General features: G+C 68.4%; 8 protein-coding genes and 1 pseudogene. 7 read left to right on the top strand and 2 right to left on the bottom strand.

Annotation, left to right across the window (positions count from 1 at the left end; translation table 11 throughout):
* Nucleotides 1-58 precede the first annotated feature (58 nt).
* From ACXAHD_RS15035 to ACXAHD_RS15020, 4 genes are all read left to right on the top strand, one after another.
* On the top strand, nucleotides 59-3,244 hold the full coding sequence (locus ACXAHD_RS15035; RefSeq protein ID WP_475051215.1) for a hypothetical protein: 3,186 nt from the start codon (nucleotides 59-61) through the stop codon (nucleotides 3,242-3,244).
* A gap of 23 nt (nucleotides 3,245-3,267) precedes the next feature.
* Nucleotides 3,268-6,918, top strand: a complete 3,651-nt coding sequence (locus ACXAHD_RS15030) for a LamG-like jellyroll fold domain-containing protein (protein ID WP_475051213.1) — start codon at nucleotides 3,268-3,270, stop codon at nucleotides 6,916-6,918.
* A 47-nt stretch (nucleotides 6,919-6,965) separates the two neighbouring features.
* Entirely contained in the window at nucleotides 6,966-13,757 is a 6,792-nt protein-coding gene (locus tag ACXAHD_RS15025; protein WP_289211473.1) for an RHS repeat-associated core domain-containing protein, read from the top strand.
* A gap of 655 nt (nucleotides 13,758-14,412) precedes the next feature.
* The gene (locus ACXAHD_RS15020; RefSeq protein ID WP_289211472.1) at nucleotides 14,413-16,281 is read left to right on the top strand and encodes a LamG domain-containing protein; all 1,869 of its coding nucleotides are present in this window, start codon (nucleotides 14,413-14,415) and stop codon (nucleotides 16,279-16,281) included.
* Between the two features lie 48 nt (nucleotides 16,282-16,329).
* Here the strand turns inward: ACXAHD_RS15020 and ACXAHD_RS15015 are convergent, their stop codons facing one another.
* Nucleotides 16,330-16,815, bottom strand: a complete 486-nt coding sequence (locus ACXAHD_RS15015) for a MarR family winged helix-turn-helix transcriptional regulator (protein ID WP_289211471.1) — start codon at nucleotides 16,813-16,815, stop codon at nucleotides 16,330-16,332.
* Between the two features lie 117 nt (nucleotides 16,816-16,932).
* Here ACXAHD_RS15015 and ACXAHD_RS15010 point away from each other — a divergent pair, with 117 nt between their 5' ends.
* From ACXAHD_RS15010 to ACXAHD_RS15000, 3 genes and pseudogenes are all read left to right on the top strand, one after another.
* On the top strand, nucleotides 16,933-17,307 hold the full coding sequence (locus tag ACXAHD_RS15010; protein WP_282233360.1) for a DoxX family protein: 375 nt from the start codon (nucleotides 16,933-16,935) through the stop codon (nucleotides 17,305-17,307).
* Nucleotides 17,308-17,355: 48 nt separating this feature from the next.
* Nucleotides 17,356-17,508 (top strand): annotated as a pseudogene (locus ACXAHD_RS15005) (oxidoreductase); the annotation flags it as partial.
* A 109-nt stretch (nucleotides 17,509-17,617) separates the two neighbouring features.
* Nucleotides 17,618-18,454: an oxidoreductase gene (locus ACXAHD_RS15000; RefSeq protein ID WP_353850275.1), complete on the top strand. Its 837-nt coding sequence runs from the start codon at nucleotides 17,618-17,620 to the stop codon at nucleotides 18,452-18,454.
* Between the two features lie 43 nt (nucleotides 18,455-18,497).
* Here ACXAHD_RS15000 and ACXAHD_RS14995 read toward each other — a convergent pair whose 3' ends face one another.
* On the bottom strand, nucleotides 18,498-19,646 hold the full coding sequence (locus tag ACXAHD_RS14995; RefSeq protein ID WP_289211470.1) for a cellulose binding domain-containing protein: 1,149 nt from the start codon (nucleotides 19,644-19,646) through the stop codon (nucleotides 18,498-18,500).
* Nucleotides 19,647-20,042: the final 396 nt, after the last annotated feature.

Genomic DNA, 20,042 nt, shown 5'->3' with positions numbered 1-20,042 from the left:
TCGACCCCGTAGCGTCACAGACCACTCGGCTTGAGGGTCTCGCACGGGGGAGGACCGCATGGCCGTGGGTCGATGGCGCGCGTCCGGAGATGCGCCACGATGGACCGCAGCGCTGACCGCTGCGGCGGTACTGCTGGCTGTGGCGGCCACAGTCAGCGCCGAGGATCCAGTGCGGTCAGATACCCTGCTCGCCGCACCCACCACGGCGCAGGGGCAGGCACTGCAGGCCGCCCGGAACAGCGGTAAGCCGGTCCGCATTGACGGGCAGACCTCGGAGACCACCGAGGTGTGGGCCCGTCCGGACGGCCACCTCGAGGCACGGATCGCCGCCGACGTCGTCCGAGTTCGCCGCGACGGTGCCTGGCTGCCGGTCGACCTGCGGCTGAGCCGGGCCGCCGACGGCAGCATCGCGCCCGCCGCACACCCGAACGACCTGCGGATCTCCGGTGCCCGCCCGGCTGGCACCCACGAGCTGGCCGCCGTCGGCCACGACGCCGCCCGAGTCGCGATGAGCTGGACCGGCGCACTGCCGGAGCCGCGGCTCGACGGACCCGTCGCCACCTACCCCGACGTGCTGCCCGATGTGGACCTGGTGGTGCGGGCCACCCGGACCGGCTTCGAGCAACTGCTCACTGTGCACGACCGCGACGCTGCCGACCGGGTCCGCGAGATCCCCCTCACGCTGAGCGGACCGGGCATCGCCGGGCACCGCCACGACGAACTCGGTGGCATCACCCTGACCGGTGCCGACGGTGACCCCATCGCCACCGTCCCGGCACCCGCCATGTGGGACGCGCAGACCACCCCGGCCGGCACACCGGCCCGCACCGCACCGATCGGCACCACGGTCACCGCCCGCGCCGACGGCATCGACCTGGTGCTGCGCCCCGCCACCGATTGGCTGGACTCGCCCGACACCGTCTACCCGGTCACCCTCGACCCGACGGTCGACCCACTGTCCACCACCTTCGACGCGCACGTCCGGGAAAGCGTCACCACGAACCAGAGCGGCACCAACGACCTGCAGATCGGGCTGCTTGCCACCAGTCCACCGACGATCACCCGGTCGTTCGTCACCTGGGATGCGGCGGTGCTCGCCGGCAAGCAGATCAACTCGGCGACCGTCCACTTCTGGAACTGGTGGTCGCACACCTGCACCCCGAAGGCATGGGAGATCTGGTCCACCGGCGCGGCCAGCACCGCCACCCGGTGGACCAACCAGCCGCAGTGGCTGCACCACGAAGCCAGCTCCACCATGACCAAGGGCTACGACTCCAGTTGCGACGACGGCTGGTCGACGATCAGCGGCACCGGGTTCTTCCAGCGGGCCGCGACCGCCGGGGCGAGCCAGGCCCACATGGGCATCCGGGCCACCGACGAGACCGACACCGCCACCTTCAAGCAGTTCCGCTCCCGGGACACCTCCGCCTCCTCGCAGGTGCCGTACGCCGTCGTTACGTACAACTCGTGGCCGACGGTGACCGCCCGGTCGACGGTGCCGGCCACCGCCTGCGTCACCGGCACCAACCGGCCACTGGTCAACACCTTGACCCCGCAGCTGCAGGCCAGCGTCGCCGACGACGACGGCACCGCGATGTCGGTCGAGTTCGAGTGGTGGGCGGTCGGCGCCTCGGCACCACTCGGCGGCCAGACACTCAGCAACGTCGCCTCCGGTGCTACCGCGAGCGTCACCGTGCCGGCCGGCGCGTTCCTCGACGGCGGCCGCTACCAGTGGCGGGTGCGGGCCGACGACGGCGTCAGCGGCAGCGCCGTCTGGTCCGACTTCTGCGAGATGACCGTCTACGTGACCGCGCCACCAGCGGAAGGCTGCGTCGGTGGGGTCGCCAACGACTACGACGGCGACGGAGTGGCCGACGTGGCGATCGCCGACCCGGAAGCCACCGTCGCCGGGCAGGCCAAGGCCGGCCAGGTGCACGTGCGCCACGGCGGCAGCGGCACCGTCGACACCCTGCATGAGAACAACATCCAGGGGTCCGGGATCGCCGGGGCCGGCGACCAGTTCGGCGCGGCGTTGGCCAGTTACGACGTGAACAACGACGGCTGCACCGACCTGGCCGTCGGGGTACCGTACGACGATCTCGGCGGCCAGGCCGACGGCGGCATGGTGTACCTGCTGCTCGGCTCCACGGACGGGCTCGCCGGTGGCCCGTCGTCGATCATGCTGCACCAGAGTCAGTCGGAGTTCCCGGAGACAGCCGAGGCCGGCGACTGGTTCGGGTTCTCTCTCGCCGCCGGGCACACCGTGGTCGGTGAGCCGTTTCTGCTGATCGGCGCGCCGGGCGAGGACGTCGGCACCGCCGTCGACACCGGCGTGGTGCACTACCTGCGAGGCACCGGGAACATTCTGCTCAGCCAAGGAGGCAACGGTGTGGTCGGCGCGCTGGAGAACGACGACAGGACCGGCTATGCGCTGGCCGCGTCGAGCCACCACTTCGCCATCGGCTCGCCCGGTGAGGCGATCGGCGCCGAGGTCTTCGCCGGCGCGGTCAATGTCTTCAGCCACCAGTACACCTCCGGCCGCCCCACCCTGGTCGGCGCGATCGACCAGGACCGGGCAGGTGTGTGGGGCACCTCGACCGCGAACGACACGTTCGGCAAGTCGCTGTCCATGGTCGATTACCGTGCTGCCGGTGCGCCCGCCGGCGGGACCGACTCGTTCCTCGCCGTCGGCGCTCCCGGTAAGGAGTACGGTGCCGCCGGCATCGTCGACACCGGCGTCGTACAGCGGTTCCACGTCACCGACAGCGGATTCACCGAACTGCCGGTCCTCGCCCAGCACATCGTCGGCGTACCCAGCGGCGACGAGGAGGGTGACTACTTCGGTGAGCGGATCCACCTCGTCAACCTGGCACCCGGATCGGCCGCGACCGCGCAGAATCTGCTGCTGGCTGTCGGCGCTCCCGGTGAGGACACCGGGTCGGCCGCTGACGCCGGAGTGATCCGGGTGTTCGGTGCGGCCGCGGACCCGATCACCGGCTACGCGACCGTGGAACGGGTGTCCGGTGCCCTGCCCGGGGCACCGGCCGCGCAGGAACTACTCGGCCTGGCGATCGCCGGCAACCAGACCCATCTGCACGTCGCCAGCCCGTACTCCGACCAGGCGGTCTACGCCATCCCCTGGTCGACGCTGGCCGCCGGGTCGGCGACGCCCGAGCACGTGTGGCGGGCCGGCGAAGGCGGCTTCCCCGCCGGAGCGGTCGCCTTCGGGACGGCGGTCGACTGATGGCCATCGACAGGTGGAACGGCGTGACGGGGGAGGACCGCGACATGATCGGTGGCAACACGAAGTTCAGTGGCCGACGCCGGCTCGGGCTGAGCCTCGGCCTGGCCGGGCTGCTGGCCGCGTACGCGGTGGTGGCCAGCCCGGCGACGGCGGCCCCGGACCGGACGGAGCAGGCCGCCCCCGCACCGGCGGCGGAGTCGGACGAACCGGCACCGGCCGTGGACGGCGCGGAGCCGGTCCGGCAGACCGAAGCCGAGGCGTTCGCCCACGCCGTCGACATCGGTGAGCGGGTCGAGATCGGTGCCCTGCAGGGTGAGAGCACCCAGACGTTCGCCAACCCGGACGGCACGCTGACTTCGGTGCAGCACGCCCAGCCGTTCCGGGTGGTCCGCGACGGCCAATGGGTGCCGACCGACGCGACCCTGGTCACCGCCGCCGACGGCAGCATCGGCCCCCGGGCCGCCACCCTCGGGCTGCGGCTCTCCGGCGGTGGCGACACCCCCCTGGTACGGGTGGAGCGCGCCGGCCGCAGCATGACCCTCGACTGGCCCGGTGCCCTGCCGGAGCCGACGGTCGACGGTGACCAGGCCGTCTACGCCGAGGTGCTGCCCGACGTGGACCTGGTGGTCGACGTCGAGGTCACCGGCTTCTCACACGTACTCGTGGTCAAGACCCCGGAGGCGGCACAGCAGCCGGAGCTGGCCGAGCTGGAGTTCGGCCTGGCCACTGCCGGGCTGACCGTGCAGGACGGCCTCGAAGGTGGGCTGGCGGCCGTGGACACGGTGTCCGGCGCGCCGGTGCTGGAGGCCGCCGCACCGGCGATGTGGGACTCGGGTGACGACATCGCCGGCACCGACGCCGCGACGCCGGGCCGGACCGCTCCCGACTCAGGTGACGTGACCGGTGTCGACGCCACCGGGTCCGCCCCGCCGGGTGCCAGCCAGGCACCGATCGGCTGGCGGATCGACGGCGACACCCTCACCCTGCTGCCCGACCAGGCGATGCTCACCGATCCCGACACCCGCTGGCCGGTCTACATCGACCCGGTCTGGCAGGACACCCGCAGGAGCGACTGGGCGATGGTTGCCAGCGGCTACCCGCACATGTCGTACCACAAGTTCTCCGGCACCGAAGGCGTCGGCGACTGCCCGGTCGACTCCGGGCAGTGCAACAAGGTCGGGAAAAAGCGGATCTACTACGCGTTGCCCACGCCGTACGCGGGGCGGACCATCCTGAGCGCGGAGTTCCGGGTGACGATGACCCACACGTACAACTCGACCCCGAGGAACGTCTCGTTGTACCGGGCATCGTCCGGCATCAGCTCCGGCACGAACTGGAACAACAAACCGGCGCTCGGCGTCCTGCTGCAGACGAAGGCACCGACCGCGAAGAAGAACTCCTGCACCTCGACGAACCAGAACGTCGGCTTCACCGCCACCGCGGCGGTGCGGGAAGCTGTGACCAAGGGCTGGTCGACGACCACGTTCGGGCTCGCCGCCACGGACGAGAACGACCAGACGGCGTTCAAGCGGTTCTGCGGAAACGCGCTCCTGGCTGTGCACTACAACCGGACACCGAGCCAACCGAAGCAGTCCGAGTTGACCATGTCGCCCGGTGGCCAGTGCGTCACCGGCACCAACCGACCGTACGTGGACACCCCGCCGACGCTGTTCATGGTGCTACGCGACCCGGACCACAGCTCGTCGCACACCGAGGATGTCCGGGGCCAGATCCTCTACTACTGGTACGACTCGGCCGGCACCCGGGTCAACAACTACGTCACCACCGGGTGGAAGGCCAGCGGTTCCCGCTTCCAGCACACCCTGCCATCGAGTATCCCGCAGAACACGCCGATCACCTGGGAAGTCCGGGCCGGCGACTCGGAGGTCTGGGGGCCGTGGAGCTGGGAAGGCAGCACTCAGACCGCCTGCCAGTTCGTCTACGACTCCACCGCGCCGGCCGCGCCGGACATCGACTCTCCGGAGTATCTGCCACTCGACGCCGGTGAGCACACCAGCGCCTGCGTCGAGGACGACCAGCACCGGGGCGGGGTCGGCATCTACGGCACCTTCATTTTCGACTCGGTCTCCACCGACACCGTCCGCTACCTGTACGGGTTCAACACCAACCCGTTGCCGGACAACGAACTGGTGCCGACCAGCCCCGGCGGCCCGGTGTCACTGCGCTGGATGCCAGGCGACGACGCCCCGAACATCGTCACGGTGCAGGCAGTCGACCAGTCCGGCCTGCGGTCGGCGATCGCCACCTGCGTGTTCTCCGTGCCGACCCGGCTGGCGGCAGGCGAATGGGGGCTCGGCGAGGCAGCCGGTGCGGCGTCGGCCGAGGACGCCCGGGGCAACCATCCGGCGGTCGCCGGAGCCGGGGTGACGTTCGGAGTGTCCGGGCCGGGCTGCGGTGACTCCGGCTCCGAGTGCCAGTTCGACCGGGCAATCCAGTTCACCGGCGACGCCGCCGAGAGCTACCTGGCCACCACCAGCTCGGCGCTGGTCGACACGTCGACCGGGTTCGGAGCCAGCGCCTGGGTGCGGCTCACCGACGACACCACCGACCGGGTCGCGATCAGCCAGGACGGCAGCGGCGAGCCCGGCTTCACCCTCGGCTTCGACGCCGCCACCGGCAAGTGGGAGTTCGCGATCCCGTCGACGGACGTGCTGTCGCTGGGCGGCTGGTCGGTGACCAGCACCGCCCCGGCGATTCGCGACGAATGGACTCATCTGGCGGCCGCGTACGACCCGGAGCTCAAGACGATGACGCTGTACGTCAACGGGGACGTCCAGCCGACCGTGCCGCGCCGGTCGGCCTGGAAGTCCCGGGGCGCGGTGCAGATCGGTCGGGCGTACGCCCGCAGCGGCCACACCGCCGGCTGGGCCGGTGAGCTGGCCGACATCGCCGTCTACGACCGGGTGCTGGTGCACCGGGAGGTCAGCGAGCTGTCCACACTGCGGCCTATCCGCCTCGGCTACTGGCCGCTGGACGACGTCTCCGGCGACCGCAGCCCCGCCTACGACTCAAACGGCCAGGAGCTGCTGTTGGAAGGCGGTGCCCACCTGTACGCACCGGACGTCGACGAGGATCCGTTCGTCGAGTTGCCGCTGGTCGGCGGCGGACATCTGGTGCTCGACGGGGTCGACGGCCGGGCCCGCACCGACGCGCCGGTGGCGGTGACCGACGGCAGCTTCACCGTCGCCGCCCGGGTCCGGTTGCCCAGCCCGACCTGTGGCGACCGGGACCAGGCGGTGCTCTCCCAGGCTGGCACTGCGGCGAGCGGATTCGTGATCCGCTGTGGCAGCGGCAACCGCTGGGAGTTGGTGCTACCGCACAGCGATACCAACGACCCACAGGCCACGGTGGTCTTCGACGTCGATCTGCTGCCGAGCGCAGACCAGCACGGCCAGCACTTGGCGGTGGTCTACGACGCATTCCGCAACGAGGTGCGGCTCTACATCAACGGCGAGGTCGCTGTGACCGCCGCCGCCACCTACACCGCCGGCTGGCGGGCGGGCGGACCGCTGCAGGTGGGCCGGGCGTTGCACAACGGCGCCTTCGGCCAGTACCTCGGCGGTGTCGTCGACGAGGTACGCGCCTATACCGGGGTCGCTGACGACGAGTCGATTCAGCGGCTTGTCCTTCCTGCGCCGAATCCGTACCTGTGAATCGCCGATCTCCCGTCCGCTTCGCCTCCTTCCCCCCTGGAGTGGTGATGAGTTCCCGGATTCTGGCTACGACCCCGGACCGCCGTCGACGGCTGACCGCCGCTGTCACCTGGGCGACGGCGGTCGTCGTCGCCGCCGGCCTGCTGCAGGGGGTGGAGAGCCCGGCCCGGGCCGAGCCGTCCTCCGAGGCACCCCCGGTCCAGCAACATGACGAACCGGCTCCGGACCGCCCGGCGGCTCCGGTGCCGCCCCGTGAGCCGAACCCGGTGGTGCAGGCGGCGCTGCGTACCGCACCGGAGGTTGCCTGGCCGGCGGCCGGGACGGTGGAGGTGCCGGCGACGCCGGTGGCCAGTCCGACCAGTGCGGCGGGCCGTGCGGCCGGCACCGCGCCGCCGAGCAGAGTGCGGGTGCAGACCCTCGACCGCGCGGTGTCGACGAAAGCGAAGGTCGACGGACCGGTCACCCGGATCGGGCGGGCTGCCGGCGAGACCGGTGCCGGCACCGTCCGGGTGGCGTTGAGCTACGCCGGGATCGCCGATGCGTACGGCGGCGATTTCGGTGCCCGACTGCGGCTGGTCCGGTTGCCTGAGTGTGCGTTGACCACGCCGGACGCGTCGGCGTGTGCGCCGGAGCCGGTACCGGCGGTCAACAACGCGGGAACCGACACCCTTACCGCCACGATCGACGTCGGTGCCGGCTCGGCGCTGTTCGCAATGGTCGCTTCGGAGGCTTCGGCGCAGGGCAGCTTCGGCGCGACCGAGTTCGCGCCGTCGTCGAAGTGGAACGTGTCACCGTCATCGGGTGCGTTCAACTGGTCGTACCCGATGCGGGTGCCGCCGGTGCCGGGCGGGCTGACCCCGTCGGTGGTGCTCGGCTACAACTCGCAGGCCACCGACGGGCGGACTGCGACCACCAACAACCAGGGCTCCTGGCTGGGCGAGGGCTTCAGCTACGACCCCGGGTACGTTGAACGCCGCTACAACACCTGCCTCGACGACGGCCGCGACGGCATGGGCGACCTGTGCTGGGCGCACGACAACGCCGTACTGATGCTCAACGGGCGGTCCAGCACGCTGGTGCGGACCGGCAGCACCTGGCGGTTCGCCAACGACGACGGGTCGAAGATCGAGCGGTACAGCGGGACGGTCGACGGCGCCGTCAATGGTGACAACGACCGCGAGTTCTGGAAGGTCACCACGATCGACGGCACCGAGCACTACTTCGGGCTGAACCGGCTGCCCGGATGGGCGTCCGGAAACGCCGAAACCAACTCGGTGTGGACGGTGCCGGTCTTCGGCGACGACAGCGGCGAACCCTGCTACAACTCGACACTGGCGAACGCCTGGTGCCACCAGGCCTGGCGGTGGAACCTCGACTACGTCAAGGACCGGCACGGCAACGTCACCTCGTACTTCTACGAGCGGGAGACGAACCACTACGCGCTGCGGGCGCAGACCACCGTCAACGGCACCGCGTACCACCGGGGTGGTTGGCTCAAGCGGATCGACTACGGCCAGCGGCACAACGCGGTCTACTCCACCCCGGCACCGGCCCGGGTGGTGTTCACCGACGCCGAACGGTGCATCCCGAGCGGCAGTATCACCTGCGCGCCGGGTCAGCTGAACAACAGCACGGCCAACTCCTGGCCGGACGTGCCGTGGGACCGCAACTGCGCTGCCGGAACCCACTGCACAGCCAGCCAGTCGTCACCCAGCTTCTGGACCCGCAAGCGGGTCGGCCAGATCACCACCGAGATCCGCACCACCAGCGGATGGACGCCGGTCGACTCGTGGAACCTGACCCACCTGTTCACCAACAACGCCGACGGCAGCCGGTCGCTGTGGCTGCACAAGATCGACCACCAGGGCCGCTACGGTGACGGCGACCCGCTGACCGTGCCCTCGGTCGAGTTGGGCCCGCTGCAGCTGCCCAACCGGATCGACATCCCTGGCGACAACGTCGCCCCACTGATCCGGCCTCGACTGACCACCGTCTACACCGACTCCGGCGGCCAGGTCGATGTCACCTACAAGTCGCCGGACTGCTCGGCCAACTCGCTGCCGACCCCCGGCAACAGCACCCGCCGCTGCTACCCGGTGAAGTGGTCGCCGAGCGGCGAGGTGAATCCGATCACCGACTGGTTCCACAAGTACGTCGTCGAGTCGGTCACCGAAACGGACCGCACGAACGTCGAGCCCGGCACCGCCTTGGCCCCGGACATGGTGACCAGCTACGAGTATCTGGGCGACGCGGCCTGGCGGCACGCCGACCCGGACGGCATCGGTGACATCGAGTTGCTGACCTGGAACCAGTGGCGCGGCTACGAGAAGGTGCGCGTCCGGCGCGGCGACGGCGAGACCTTCACCACCCGCACCGAGCACACCTACCTGCGCGGCATGCACGGCGACAAGAACCCGGCCGGCGGCACCCGCACGGTCACCCGTACCGACTCGGTCGGCACTTCCCACACCGACCACGACGAACTCGCCGGCTTCGAGATCGAGACCGCCGTCTACAACGGCTCCCAGGTCAGCAGCAAATCGGTGACCAGCCCGTGGCATTACGAGACCGCCAGCTACAGCCGGCCGTGGGGCACCGATCGGGCGTTCTTCGTCAAGCCGCGGGTCAGTCGGGGCTTCACCGCGCTGGCTGGCGGCGACTGGCGGGAAACGAAGTCGATCACCACCTACGACCCGGCGACCAGCGGCTACACCGACCCGGTCGGGCGGGTCACGCAGGTCGAGGATCTCGGCGACGTCAGCACCGCCGCCGACGACCGGTGCACCCGGACCACCTACGCCGACAACCACAGCCTGCGGCTACGGACCCTGGTCGCCCGGGAGGAGACCGTCTCGGTCGCCTGCTCGGTCACCAACCCCGACCTGGCCACCCAACTGCTCACCGACAACCGGACCTCGTACGACGGCCAGGCATACGGTGCGACGCCGACCAAGGGCAACGCCACCCGGATCGAGAAGCTCGCCAGCCACAGCGGTTCCACCCCGAGCTATGTCACCGTCGGTGAAGGGACCTTCGACATGTACGGCCGGCCGCTGACGGCGCAGGACGGCTCCGGCGCGGTCACCAACATCGCCTACACCGAGACGAACGGTCTGACCACCCGCAAGATGGAGACTGGGCCGCAGATCCGGGTCGGCACCGTCGACACCCGGTTCATCGCGACCACCGACTACCACCCGGCATGGGGACAGCCGGTCACCCAGATCGACTGGAACGGCAAGCGCACTGACGTCGAGTACGACAAGCTGGGCCGTACCGTGCGGGTCTGGCTACCGGACAAGACCAAGGCGAGTAACCCCAACGAGCCGAGTGTCCGGTATACGTACCAGAACCAGGACAACGCACCTGTGTCAGTGAAGAAGGAGCAAATCGTCAACGGCGTATCAAACGCCGAGTTTACGATTTACGACGGCTTCCTCCGCCCTCGGCAGATTCAGGTGCCCGGACCGGATGGTGGACGGCTCGTCTCGGAAACCTTCTACACCGCCACCGGCAAGGTGGCGAAGTTCAACGACAAGTTCCACGCCTCCGGTGCCCCGTCAGGCACTCTGCTGAAGACGGTCAACGGCGATGTCGACCTGCAGACGGTGTATCAGTACGACGGCGTGGACCGGGTCACCGACACCATCACCCTCGTCGCCTCGGACGAGAAGTGGCGAACGGTCACCACGTACGGCGGGGACCGGGTGCATGTCGACCCGCCGACGGGCGGTACCCCGACGGCCACCATCACCGATGCCCGTGGTCAGGTCGTCGAGCTACGGCAGTACCACGGTGCCGGGCCGAGTGGCAGCTTCGACAGCACCACGTACACCTATACCCCTGCCGGTCAGCAGGCCAGCGTCACCGACCCGGCCGGCAACGTGTGGACCTACGAGTACGACCAACGGGGTCGCAAAACCGAAGCGGTCGATCCGGACAGCGGAACCAGCACCTTCACCTACAACGACCACGACCAGTTGACCTCCACCACGGACGGTCGGGGCGTCACTGTCAGCCACACCTACGACGTGCTCGGCCGAAAGACCGGCACCTATCAGGGCTCGGTCGAGACAGGTACGAAGCTTGCCGAGTGGGGATACGACACCGTCGCCAAGGGACAGCTCTACTTCGCCACCCGCATCGTAGACGGCGGCCACAAGTATCACACCGTCTACGTTGCTCGAGATGCCCACTATCGAGCGACCGAAGTGCGATACAGCATTCCCGCAGGCGACACGGATGCCGAGCTCGGCGGATTCTACAAATTCCTCACCGTTTACAACGACGACGGCACTGTTAAGGGTACGACATTCCCAGAGGGGGGCGGTCTGTCGGTCGAAGGTGTCAGTTACACCTACGACAGCCTGCAGCGGGTCACAAGGATTACTGGTGACGAGTCATATCTCAGCGACGCTACCTACACGTCGACCGGTGAGCTTCAGAGGGCGCAGGTCAGCGCCGGTAGCCGTAAGGTCTTCGGCACCTACACCTACGAGGAGGGCACCAACCGGCTGATCCGATCGATGCTGCGCCGGCAGCCGATTGAGGGTGACAACCCGGCAATGCCGACCAGCGACATCGACCAGCACTACGAGTACGACGACGCCGGTAATGTGCTGTCGATCGCTGACCGGCCGGGCTCCGGAGTGCGGGACATCCAGTGTTTCCAGTACGACTATCTGCGGCGGATGACGCGGGCCTGGAGCACGGCGACCACGGCGAGTGATCCGTGTGCGGGTGGGCCGGGCACCAGCGGGGTGGGCGGGCCGGCGCCGTACCACCACTCCTACAGCTACGACCTGGCTGGTAACCGGCTGAGCGAGACGATCCACGCTGCGGGTGGGGCCGACGAGGTCGAGCGGACGTATTCGTTCCCACAGCCGGGTCAGGCACAGCCGCACACGTTGTCGCAGGTGGTCGAGGAGACGTCGGCCGGTGACCGGTTGTACTCGTACGAGTACGACGCGGCGGGCAACACGACGAAGCGGGTCCGGGTCGGCGAGGAGCAGGACCTGGTCTGGAACGCCGAGGGCCGGCTGGAGTCGGTCACCGAGGACGGGAAGACCACCAGTTTCGTCTACGACGCCGATGGCGGTCGGTTGGTCCGGAAGGATCCGGATTCGATCACGGTGTATCTGCCGAACATGGAGTTGAAGCTGAACCGCTCCAACTCGGTGGTCGATGGGACGCGCTACTACCCGGTCGGCGGTCAGTTGACGGTGGTGCGAACGGTCGCGGGTGTGCAGGTGCAGGCTGCGGATCATCACGGTTCCGGGCAGGCCGCGGTGGACGGGGCCACGGGGCAGATCACGCATCGGCGGATGGCGCCGTTCGGCACGCCGCGCGGCATTCAGCCGGGGGTTGGTCAGTGGTTGGGCGAGAAGGGCTTCGTCGGTGGTACGCAGGACGCGTCGACGGGGTTGACGCATCTGGGTGCGCGGGAGTATGACCCGCAGACTGGTCGGTTCATCTCGGTGGACCCGATCATCGATGTGAGTGATCCGCAGCAAATGCACGGGTACGCGTATGCGAACAATTCGCCGGTGTCGTTTACGGATCCGGATGGGTTGCGCCCGTTGGCGACGGGTGGTGGTGCGGAGGAGGACGCGTACTGGAAGAAGCGCGGTGAGCAGTTGGTGTACTCGATGTCGTCGAACCGTTGGACGGTGGTGCCCCGGCCGCCGCCGGCGTCGACGGTGCCGCCGGAGGTGGCGCAGGCGCGTCGGGATGTGGAGGACGCAAAGCAGGTCGTGGTGGCGGTGGCGAAGGAGCTCGGCCAGATTTTGATGGACGAGTTGGGGATCACCGACGCGGTCGACTGTTTCATCAACGGCGACATGGGCGCTTGTGCGATGACGGCGTTGAACGTGGTGTTGACGGCGGTCGGTGGCGCTGCGGGGAAGTTGTTGGCCCGTTACGGCTTGAAGCCGATGAGGCTGAAGGCGCTTGGGGAGCGGTTGTGGAACCTGGGCGGCAAGTTGAAGGACGCCGTCGGCACCTTCCTCAGAAGCCGAAAAAATCTCGACGACCTGGGAAATTGTCTTACATCGAATAGCTTCGTGCCGGGCACGTTGGTGCTGCTCGCGGATGGTTCGTCGAAGCCGATCGAGGATATCGTCGTCGGTGATCTGGTGGTGGCGTCCGATCCGGAGTCTGGCGAGTCGGCAGCGAAGGCGGTTGTGGCCACCATTGTCGGGCAGGGGCGAAAGGACCTGGTCGAGATAACCGTCGATGTCGACGGTAACCGGAGTGGGGCCTTGGGGGTGTTGGTCGCGACGGACGGTCATCCGTTCTGGGTGCCGGAGGTGGGTGAGTGGCGCGACGCAGCCGAGTTGGCGGCTGGGCAGTGGCTGCAGACCTCCGCCGGTACATGGGTCCAGGTCACCGCCGTACGTCAGTGGTCCGAAACCCGTACGGTCCACAACCTCACCGTCGCCGGCATCCACACGTATCATGTGGTGGCCGGCAAAACGGCGATCCTTGTTCATAATTGCAGCATTGCTCTGGGGATGAGTGAAGTTGATGGTAATCCGATGGCCTTGCATGAGTTTGCCGACTCGGTAGGCGCGAAGTCATACCATGACTGGCCGTCTCGCGGCGAGAACTGGGTATCGGAGCTGAAGGGATATGTGAAGGACAGAAAAACCAAGATTCACTTCAACCTTGATGGGATCGACGATCCAGTGGCCTTTGCTGTGCGCGGAAAGGAAGTCGACCCAATTTTCGATGGGCACTCCACGGCCTGGGAGCTGAATCTCGTCAAAAATAGCAAGTCTGCGGTGTCGCGCACAACATTCTATCGGAATGGCGAAAAGGTGGCGAATCCATTTGGCTAGCGAATTGGCTCGCTATGCGGAACTTCCTGTTGTGTTGGATGGTAAGTTTCGACCGTGGCGATATAGCGTCAGTCATTCTGAGTTGGAGATTAGAGGAGAAGGTAGTGGTGTAACGACGCGCGCACTCTTCTATGGTGTAGTGGGGGTGAAACTAAAGTCAGTGTACTCGTCGTTGACCCTGAGTTGTGCCAATAATAATGATCGACAAAGTATCCTAGATTTTTTGAGGATCGATGATCGTGCCGGTAGAGTAATTCCGGTGCTCTTGTCGTCCGACCTTGGAGAAGGCTTCGTTGCCTGTCTGTCATTTGTTGTCCGAATGCATCATTCGAGTGAATCATCTGGATTGGAAGTTCCAGGTGGAGAAAGTGAGCTCATTGTTGCTGGTTGAGGTCAGGATGTGGACCTTGGGGTGGTCTGTCTGGTCGCCTTGGTAAGATCGCAGACTGTCGTTGCTACCTCGTCGCGGGATGATTCTATTCGCTTGTGGGTGTTTGGGCTGTCCGTGGAAGTTTGGGTAGTGCGATGGCTCTCGCGCCGCTGTGTGCGGAAGATGCAAGTCGATTAGCTCTGGTGCCATTCATCGACAATGCTCATTGTTGCATGAAAGCATGGTTATCGCGCGTATTCAGTGCCTGGCAAGGGGGAGTAGTAGATGACAGTGGATAATCGTGGATCCGTGCGCGGGCTGCGGCGGGTGGCAGTGCTGATCGCGATGGTGCTCGGGGTACACGCCGTCGCCGCCGCACCGGCGGTGGCCGGACCGGCAGAGCGCGACACGGCGACGTCGAGCAACGTCGTCGCGCCGATCGCGCCGGACATCGACTCGCCGGAGTACCTGCCGCTCGACGCCGACGAACACACCAGCGCCTGCGCCGAGGACAACCAGCACCGTGGGTCGATCGGTGTGTACGGCACCTTCACCTTCCACTCGCCGTCCCCTCAGGTCGTCAAGTACCTGTACGGCTTCAACACCAACCCCTTGCCGGACAACGTCCTTGTGCCCGCGAGCATCGGCGCGCCGGTGTCGCTGCGCTGGATGCCGGTGCAGGACCGGACGACCTCAGTCACCGTGCAGGCGGTCGACGCCGACGGAGGACGTTCGCCGATCGCATACTGCCTTTTCTCCGTACCGACTCGGCTCGCTGCTGGCGAGTGGCCGCTCGACGACGCGGCCGGTGCCACTTCGGCGGCGGACGCGCGCGGCAACCACCCGGCGGCCGCCGGCAGCGGCGTCACGTTCGGCGTTCCCGGGTCGGAGTGCGCAGACCTGGGCGCGCAGTGCCAACTCGGCCGGGCGGCCCGACTCACCGGCGACGCGGCTACCAGCTACCTGGCTACCAGCAGTTCCGGCCTGATCGACACGTCGACCGGGTTCGGTGCCAGCGCCTGGGTGCGGTTGACCGACGACTCGGTCGACCGGGTCGCGGTCAGCCAGGACGGCACCGACGCGCCCGGCTTCACCCTCGGCTTCGACGCGGACAGTGGCCGTTGGGCGTTCGAGATCGCCGCATCGGACTCGCCTTCACCGGCTGTGTGGTCGGTGACCAGCACCGCGCCGGTCATGCTCGGCGAGTGGACCCACCTGGCGGCCGCGTACGACCCGGAGCTGACCACGATGACCCTGTACGTCCACGGCGACGAACAGCCGGTGGCGCTGCGTCAGTCGGTGTGGGCGTCGCAGGGTGCGGTGCAGATCGGTCGCGCGGTCAGCGGCAGCGGCTACACCGAGGGCTGGGCCGGAGACCTCGCCGACGTCGCGGTCTTCGACCGCGTACTGGTGTCGCACGAGGTGCGAGACCTGTCGGCTCGGCCGCCGACCTCGTTCGGCTACTGGCCGCTGGACGAGGCCACCAACGGCAACAGCCCGGAGTACGGCGGCGGTGCGGACCTGCGGTTGCACGGCGATTCGCACCTGTACGCCCCGGATATGGACGAGGACCCGTTCGCTGAGCCGCCGCTGGTAGCTGATGGGCATCTGGTGCTCGACGGCGTCGACGACTGGGCGCAGACCGACGGACCGATCGCGGTTACCGACCGCAGCTTCACCGTCGGCGTACGAGTGCGGCTGGCCGGCCCGACCTGCGGAGACACCGACCAGGCGGTGCTGTCCCAGGCCGGCGTCACCGCCAGTGGCTTCGTCATCCGCTGCAACGCCGCGTCGAATCGCTGGGAGCTGGTCCTGCCACACCAGGACACCACCGACCCGGCGTCGACGGTCATACAGGACAACTTGACGTACCCGGAATGGGATTACTTCGGCCAGCACCTGGCGGTGGTCTACGACTCGGCGCGCCAGGAGGTGAGACTCTACGTCGACGGCTACCTTTCTGCGACCGGCACTGCCGCGTACACGGCCGGCTGGCGGGCGAACGGCGGCCTGCAGGTGGGCCGGGCGTTGCACAACGGGAGCTTCGGCCAGTACCTCACCGGCGTCGTCGACGAGGTCCGGGTGTACGCGGGAGCCGCCGACGCGACGATGATCGCCCGGATGGCTGGAATGGCGGGTGGCCCGATCGGGTGACCGTTCGCTGAGCGCGGCCTTCGTACCGGCGCAGGTCGCGGGCCGCGCTCAGCGCAGGCAGGACTCGTCGGGGTCGATGGTGGTGGTGATGCGTCGGCCGATGTCGCGTAGCTGCCGGCACTGGGCCTTCGTCATCGGGTCGAAGACGAGTCGACGCACCTCGGCGACGTGCCCGGGGGCCGTGGCGACCAGCTTGTCCCAGCCGTCGTCGGTCAGCGTCGCGAGCGTGTAGCGACCGTCGGTCGGGTCCGGCGTACGGCAGACCCAGCCGCGCTTTTCCAGCCGGGTGACGACCTGCGACAGCCGAGACAACGACCCGTCGGCGATCATGGCGAGCCGGCTCATCCGCATGGTGCGCTCGGGCGTCTCGGACAGCGCGGCCATCACCTGGTACTCGAAGTGGCTGATTCCGGCGTCGCGCTGCAACTGCCGGTCGAGGGCGCCCGGCAGCCTCGCCAGTACGCCGACGAGGGCGAACCAGGTCTCCAGTTCCTCCTTGTCGAGCCAGTGCGGCTGCTCGGTCGGGGTGGCCATGTCGTCGAGTCTAGCTTCAAGCGTCAAGTGATCACGAGAGCTGCGTCACTTGACGCTTGAAGTCATCGCGGACTAGCCTCGCTTCAAGCTTAAAGCGATCCGACATCGGAGACAGATATGAACATCGTTCTTTGGGTGCTCGCCGGACTGCTCGCCGCAGCGTTTCTCGGCGCGGGGCTGATGAAGGTCAGCCAGTCGAGGGAGAAGCTTGTCGAGAAGGGGATGGGCTTCGCCGCCGACTTCCCGATGGGTCTGGTGCGGACCATCGGCGCGCTGGAGATCCTTGCCGCGATCGGCCTGATCCTGCCGGCGGTCACCGGGATCGCCCCGGTGTTCGTGCCGCTGGCCGCCCTCGGCCTGGTCGCGATGATGATCGGCGCCGCGATCGTGCACGCCCGGCGCAAGGAGTACCCGGCGATTCTGCCCAACCTGGTCCTCCTGGCGATGGCCGCCGTCGTCGCCTGGGGCCGATTCGGCCCGTACGCCTTCTGACGCCCGTACGCCTTCTGACCATTCACCACCTCCTGGGGAGACCTGACCATGCCTGAGCTGTTCGAGCCGGTGACCATCGGCAAGTGGAACCTGCCCAACCGGGTCTTCATGGCACCCATGACCCGCAACCGGGCGCAGCCCGACGGGGTACCCAACGAGCACGCCGCCACCTACTACCAGCAGCGGGCCACCGCCGGCCTGATCATCACCGAGGGGGTGCAGCCCAGCGCCGTCGGGCAAGGGCTACCCGAACACCCCCGGCCTGCACACACCCGAGCAGGTCGACGGCTGGCGGCGGATCGCCGACGCGGTGCACGCCGCCGACGGGCGGATCGTCGCCCAGCTGATGCACGCCGGCCGGATCGCCCACCCGGACAACAAGCACGGGCAGGAGACCGTCGCGCCGAGCGCCGTCGCCGCCGACGGCACCATGATCACGGCCACCGGTAGGCAGCCGTACCCGACGCCCCGCGCCCTGACCACCGACGAGCTTCCGCAGGTGGTCGACGAGTTCCGGCAGGCGGCGCGGTCGGCCGTCGACGCCGGCCTCGACGGGGTCGAGCTGCACGGCGCCAACGGCTACCTGCTGCACCAGTTCCTCGCCCCGACGACCAACCGGCGCACCGACCGGTACGGCGGATCGCCGGCCGCCCGCTCCCGGTTCGTCGCCGAGACGGTCACCGCCGTCGCCCAGGAGATCGGCCCGGAACGGGTCGGGCTGCGGCTCTCCCCGGCCAACGGCGCCATCGGGCTGGTCGAGGACGATCCGGCCGAGACCGCCGCCACCTACCGGGGGCTGGTCGACGCGATCGCCCCGCTCGGCCTGGCCTTCCTGCACCTGTCGATCGACCCGGCCGATCCGCTGCTCGCGGACCTGTCGGCCCGGTTCGGCGGCCCGGTCGTGGTCAACACCGGGTTCGCGACGGTCACCGACCGGGAAACCGCGCAGACCCTGGTACGCGGCGGGAAAGCGGCGGCCGTCGCGGTCGGTCGGCCGTTCATCGCCAACCCCGACCTGGTACGCCGCTGGCGTGAGCAGGCTCCGCTCAACGAGGTCGACCAGGCGACGGTGTACGGCGGTGACGCCCACGGCTACACCGACTACCCGTCCTTGGACGGTGCCGGCACTCCGGCCAGCGCCGGATAGGCGGCCCGGCGGTACCGCCGGCTCAGCGGGCTGAGCCGTTTCGTCAGTCGGGTGGGCCGACGGTGACCGTTGCTGTGGCCGGCAGACAGGAGCCTGAATCGTCGGCGGTAGCGGTGACCCGGGCGACGGCTCCGGCGCTGCCGGGTGCGGCGGTGATGGTGACCGGGTGTTCCGTGCTGCCGGGCCGGGTGACCGTCGGGGTGACGCTGACTCCGGGGTCGCCGGTCACCGTCAGGTGCAGCGCCGGGGTGGCGGCGCAGACGGTCACGAACGTCATGGTCGCTGAGCCACCGGCCGGCACCTCCACCTGCGACGGACAGGCGATCACCATCAGCGCCGGTGGCGGCGCGGCCTGGCTGAAGGTGATCGTCGCCGAGTCGGCGGTGTCCGCCGGTGAGACGGTGACGACCCGAGCGAAGGCGGTGTGCCGTGGGAAGCCGTCACTGGTGTCGCCGTCGCGCAGCGCCGGGTGGTCGGGTGGAACGTCGATGCCGTACGGGGCCGTCGTGTCGCTGCCGACGAGCTGGTCGTTGATGTGGAACTCGACCCGTTCGATCGTCCCGGTCTTGGTGCTGGCGTCGGCGGTCATCCGGATGGCGCAGACCGACACCAGGTAGCTGTTGTCGACCGGACTGGTCAGCGTCACCTCGGGTGCCGGCCCCGGCCCGGGTTGGTTGCCGTCGCACGGGTCGCCGTTGATGGTGCAGCCCGGATCCTGCGGTCGGTCGCCGGTCCAGGCACCGACGTATCCGATCTCGACCGATCTGCCGGCGGCGATGACGTTGTTCCACGTCGTCGGAGCGGCAGTGAGGGTTTTGCCGTCCAGGGTCCAGTTGGCGTTCCAGCCCTGCTGGACCGTTTCGCCGGCCGGCAGCGTCAGGACCAGTTTCCAGCCGGTGACCGCCGTGGCGCAGGTGTTGGTGATGGTGATGTCGCGGAAGACGCCACCGCTGTCCGGGCCGTTGTTCCAGTAGCTGCTCTCGATTGTCACCGTCAGGCATCCGGCACTGGTGGCGGCCCCGGCGGTCGTGCCGGCCGCGTGTGCCGGGGCGCTGGCCGCCGTCGTACCGCTGGTGGCGAGAAGCACCGCGGCGGCGACGCCGGCCGCGGCCCGCCTCCACGCGGCCCGTCGGCGGCTGCGGGGCACTTCATCGGTACGGTGACGCGTCGGTGGGGTGGACGACAACGACATGGGGGCTGGTCTCCCTTGATCCCAGGAACCCGTGCCGACCTAGCTGGGCCGGCAGGACGGACGGTCCCACAGTTGTCCGCCGGCCCAGGCCACTGTAGGCACCCTCATCGTTGCATCAGTGACTGTCAATATACAACGGGTGTGACGACGCGCTGGGTATGGCCGCCCGGTGCCTGCCCCGAGCGTCGGGAACGTGGCTTACGCGGTATTTGCTCCCAATCTGACGGGACTCCACGTCACTGACCGTCAACGGTGCAGAGTGGTGCCCACTCCGCTTATGTCGAGGTGGGGGGGGGGGAGGGGGAAAAAAAAAAAAAAACACCCGCCACGCGTCCAGGCGGCGGCGCGTGCGGCCCGCTTCGCGGGCCGCCTTGAAGACGTACAGAAAGTTCTCAC

This window comes from Micromonospora sp. ABR4_055 (genome assembly GCF_056160425.1).
The sequence above is the reverse complement of the archived record's forward strand: the minus strand, read 5'-3'. Positions and strand labels throughout refer to the sequence as shown.

Coding starts and splice junctions, on each gene's coding strand:
- ACXAHD_RS15035 (WP_475051215.1), top strand. CDS start 59: ATGGCCGTGGGTCGATGGCGCGCGTCCGGAGATGCGCCACGATGGACC.
- ACXAHD_RS15015 (WP_289211471.1), bottom strand. CDS start 16,815: ATGGCCACCCCGACCGAGCAGCCGCACTGGCTCGACAAGGAGGAACTG.
- ACXAHD_RS15010 (WP_282233360.1), top strand. CDS start 16,933: ATGAACATCGTTCTTTGGGTGCTCGCCGGACTGCTCGCCGCAGCGTTT.
- ACXAHD_RS15025 (WP_289211473.1), top strand. CDS start 6,966: ATGAGTTCCCGGATTCTGGCTACGACCCCGGACCGCCGTCGACGGCTG.
- ACXAHD_RS14995 (WP_289211470.1), bottom strand. CDS start 19,646: ATGTCGTTGTCGTCCACCCCACCGACGCGTCACCGTACCGATGAAGTG.
- ACXAHD_RS15020 (WP_289211472.1), top strand. CDS start 14,413: ATGACAGTGGATAATCGTGGATCCGTGCGCGGGCTGCGGCGGGTGGCA.